The organism is Bartonella sp. P12B (assembly GCF_055796185.1).
Genome location: NZ_JBTTDI010000034.1, coordinates 1 through 4071, shown reverse-complemented (window position 1 = coordinate 4071; position 4071 = coordinate 1). Strand labels below are relative to the sequence as shown.

1 protein-coding gene is annotated in these 4071 nt (G+C 38.4%); it reads left to right on the top strand.

What is annotated here, in order from left to right:
- Positions 1 to 525: 525 nt before the first annotated feature.
- On the top strand, positions 526 to 4071 hold a 3546-nt coding region (locus tag AC0QT1_RS08325; protein WP_473202098.1), incomplete at its 3' end, for a restriction endonuclease.

Sequence of the window (4071 nt, the reverse complement as noted above, 5' to 3'; positions counted from 1 at the left end):
GATAGTCATAACTCAGGTCATATTCTTGTCGGTCGTTGTCGGTTGATTTACCCCCTCATTTTTAAAAAAACTTTTCGATAAAAGTAAAAAACATTATATTTCAATATGTTAGTGTGTTTTGAGAAATAATCAGTGCTAATAAGATGATTTATATAGACAATTAATGAGATAAGTTGATTAAAACCTGTCAGTATCTGTCTAAAAATTTAACTGACAGCATTTATGATTTTTGTGATGATATTTTGTGATCATAAAACACTTCAAACTATTCATTTTGACCTATTAAAACACGGTTCGAATTTGGTTTGATTAACACAAAAACGAATAGTAAATTTCACCACTTTGCTGTTTATAGGCTGTTTGTAATTGCATCTTGTAAAATTTTTTTGAAGCAGTTTGTGGATCTTTAATACTCTTTTCCTACTTTACTCTTGCTATTTGTTCTAAACAGATCTAGCAAATTCTATTGAAAATTCTTTGACACCGATAGATTAACGCTTGTAAAGCGGTGGGGTTTTATTATAAATGCTTCAATCTCATACCAAACCACTAACATTACGCTCTCTGTTGCAATCTTACCGCGATCATACAGGAGGTGCCCGCGATAGAGGAACTTCTTTTGAAAAGTTTGTTATTGCCTACTTAACCCATGATCCGCTGCAATGCCAAGAATACGAAAAGGTTCAAACCTATTACGATTGGGCACGCGAACATGATTGGGATGGTACTGATATCGGCATTGATCTGGTCGCTAAGATCCGTGATGAAGAGGGATATGCTGCTATTCAATGTAAATTTTATAGTGCAAATCATCAGATTAAAAAAGAAGATATTGATAGCTTTATTGCTGCCTCTGGGAAAGCCCCATTTACCCGTCGTATCCTTATTGATAGCACGGAAAGTAACTGGAGTAACAATGCCGATCTTACCTGTAAAGGACAAGACGTCCCGATTCAACGGATTAATCTGTTTGATCTCGAAAACAGCCAAATCGATTGGAGTACTTTTGAGGCAAAAGGAGATATTGTCCTTAAAGAACAAAAAAAGAAAAAGCTTTTAGATCATCAGATAGAAGCTCTAGAAGCTGTTTGTGAGGGTTTAAAAGAAGCAGACCGTGGCAAGCTGATTATGGCTTGTGGAACAGGTAAAACTTTCACCAGTCTTAAGATAGCAGAACAAATAGCAGGAACAGGTAAGCGTGTTTTGTTTTTGGTCCCTTCTCTTGCTCTTATGTCACAAACGATCAGAGAATGGACAAGTGATACAGAGATACCCTTGCGGTCCTTTGCGGTGTGTTCCGATACACAAGTTGGCAAGCATCGTAAAAACCAAGAGGATGTTGCTGAACTGGATGTCTCAGATCTTGCATTGCCTGCTACAACAGATCCGCGAGAACTTGCTAGCAAAGCCAATAAAACTTCTCCTGATGTGATGACTGTGGTGTTTTCAACTTACCATTCGATCCAAGTGATTGCCGATGCACAAAGGAAATATGCGTTACCTGAATTTGATCTGATCATTTGTGATGAAGCGCACCGTACCACTGGCGTATCATTAGGAACAGACGACAGTGAATCAAAGTTTGTTAAGGTTCATGATAACAGCATTGTTCAGGGCAAAAAACGCCTGTACATGACAGCAACACCGAAGATCTTTGCTGATAATGCCAAGAAACAAGCCAATGAGATTAATGCTGTTCTAGCTTCTATGGATGATGAAGATCTCTATGGAAAAACCCTTTATACTTATACCTTCTCAAAAGCCGTAAAAAATGAATTATTAGCACCTTATAAGATTATTGTCTTGGGTGTGAATGAAGAGCAGGTAAGTAAAGCCATTCAACATCTTATTACCGATGACAATTATGAACTTATTCTTGATGATACGACCAAGATCATAGGGTGTTATCAAGCCCTGAGTAAAATAGATCTAAAACTTGATCTGAATGATGATCCCAATCCCATGCGGAGGGCGTTGGCTTTTTGTAGAGATATTGAGACTTCTAAACGCATCTGTAAAAGATTCAATTCTGATACAATTCAAGATGAATTACGTACTCTTTATGAAAGTCATAAAAAGGCTCCTGCTCTTCACTGTAGATTTGAGCATATTGATGGAACTTGTAGTGCTAAAGAACGTACAAAAAAACTTGATTGGTTAAAAGAAGATGCAGGGGAAAATACCTGCCGTGTGTTAACCAATGTTCGTTGTCTCTCAGAAGGTGTGGATGTGCCTGCTCTTGATGCGGTGATGTTTCTCCACCCGCGCAAAAGTCATGTGGATGTGATACAGGCGGTGGGACGTATCATGCGCCGTGCCAAGGGGAAAAAAAGAGGCTATATCATTTTACCGGTTGGGGTTCCTGCTGGAATTCCTGCTGAACAGGCTTTAAGACACAATAAGAAATATAAGGTTGTCTGGCAAGTAATCAATGCTTTACTTGCCCATGATGAGAATTTTGAGATAACCCTTAACCAGATGATTTTAGGACAAGATGTAAGTCATACCCTAGAGATTATCGCTTTAGACAGTATGACTGCGGTTGAGGATAAACTCTCAATCTATGAAAAACCAGAAAGTACGGGACTGAAAATTGGAACACCTGCTTATGAGCCTTCTCAAAGCAGTGAAGTACAAGGAAAATTACCCTTTTTTATTGAGTTTCCCAATGCCCTTAGAACACTTCTTGCTAAGAAATTTGCCATCACCGATTATTGGGGAAACTGGGCTGGCAATGTTGCTGAGATTGCACGAAATCATATCAATCGCCTGCAAAATATGCTTTCTCATAAAACAAGCGAAGCTTATCACGCCTTTCATGCGTTTCATGAGGAATTAAAGAACAACTTAAACAGTGATATCAAACAAGAAGAAGCTGTTGAAATGTTAGCGCAACATCTTGTGACGCGTCCTGTTTTTGAAGCTTTATTTGATGGCAATCAATTTGTTCAAAACAATACCATCTCACAAGCGATGGAAAAGATCTTAGCTGAGTTGGACAAGTCCAACATTGAAGAGGAGTCAACAGATCTTAAAGAGTTCTATGACAGTGTCAAATTACGTGCCTCTGGCATCACTACCCCGCAAGCAAGGCAAAATCTCATCATCACTCTTTATGAAAGTTTTTTTGCCAAAGCATTTCCGCGTACGGTAGAAAAATTAGGCATTGTTTATACCCCTGTTGAGGTTGTCGATTTTATTATTCACTCTGTTGATGATGTTTTGCGAAAAGAATTTGGCAAGAGTTTAAGCTCCCGTGGTGTCTCTATCCTTGACCCTTTTACGGGTACCGGTACCTTTATCACACGGCTTTTGCAATCTGATCTCATTAAACCAGAGGATATGGAATATAAGTTCCGTCATGATATCCATGCCAATGAGATTGTCTTACTCGCTTATTACATAGCAGCGATTAACATTGAAGCAACCTATCATGGTCTTATGAAAGGAGATTATATTCCCTTTAAGCATATTGGTTTAACCGATACGTTTCAAATGGTTGAAAAACAAGATCTGATGAAAGGTTTATTAGAGGAAAACAGTGCATATTTGGAACTTCAGAAAAATCTAAATATCGAAGTTATTATGGGTAATCCCCCTTATTCTTTGAGACAAAAAAGTGCTAATGACAACGCAAAAAATACCCCCTATCCACTCTTAGATAAACGTATCAGTGAAACCTATGCTGCGCAATCTGCATCAATCAATATGCAAGCACTTTATGATAGTTATATTCGTGCCATCCGCTGGGCAAGTGACCGTATAAAAGATCGTGGTGTTATTGGTTTTGTCACAAATGCCGGTTTTATAGATGTAAATTCTATGGATGGCTTACGGAAATGCCTTGTTGAGGAATTTAGCAGCCTTTATATTTTCCATTTGCGCGGCAATCAACGCACTTCTGGAGAGCTTTCTCGAAAAGAAGGTGGGAAGATTTTTGGTTCTGGATCACGCGCACCTATTGCCCTCTCTATTCTCGTAAAAAATTCAGAATCCAAACAGCGTGGTAAAATATATTTTCGTGATATTGGTGATTATCTCACAAGAGAAAAAAAACTCACAATAATCGAA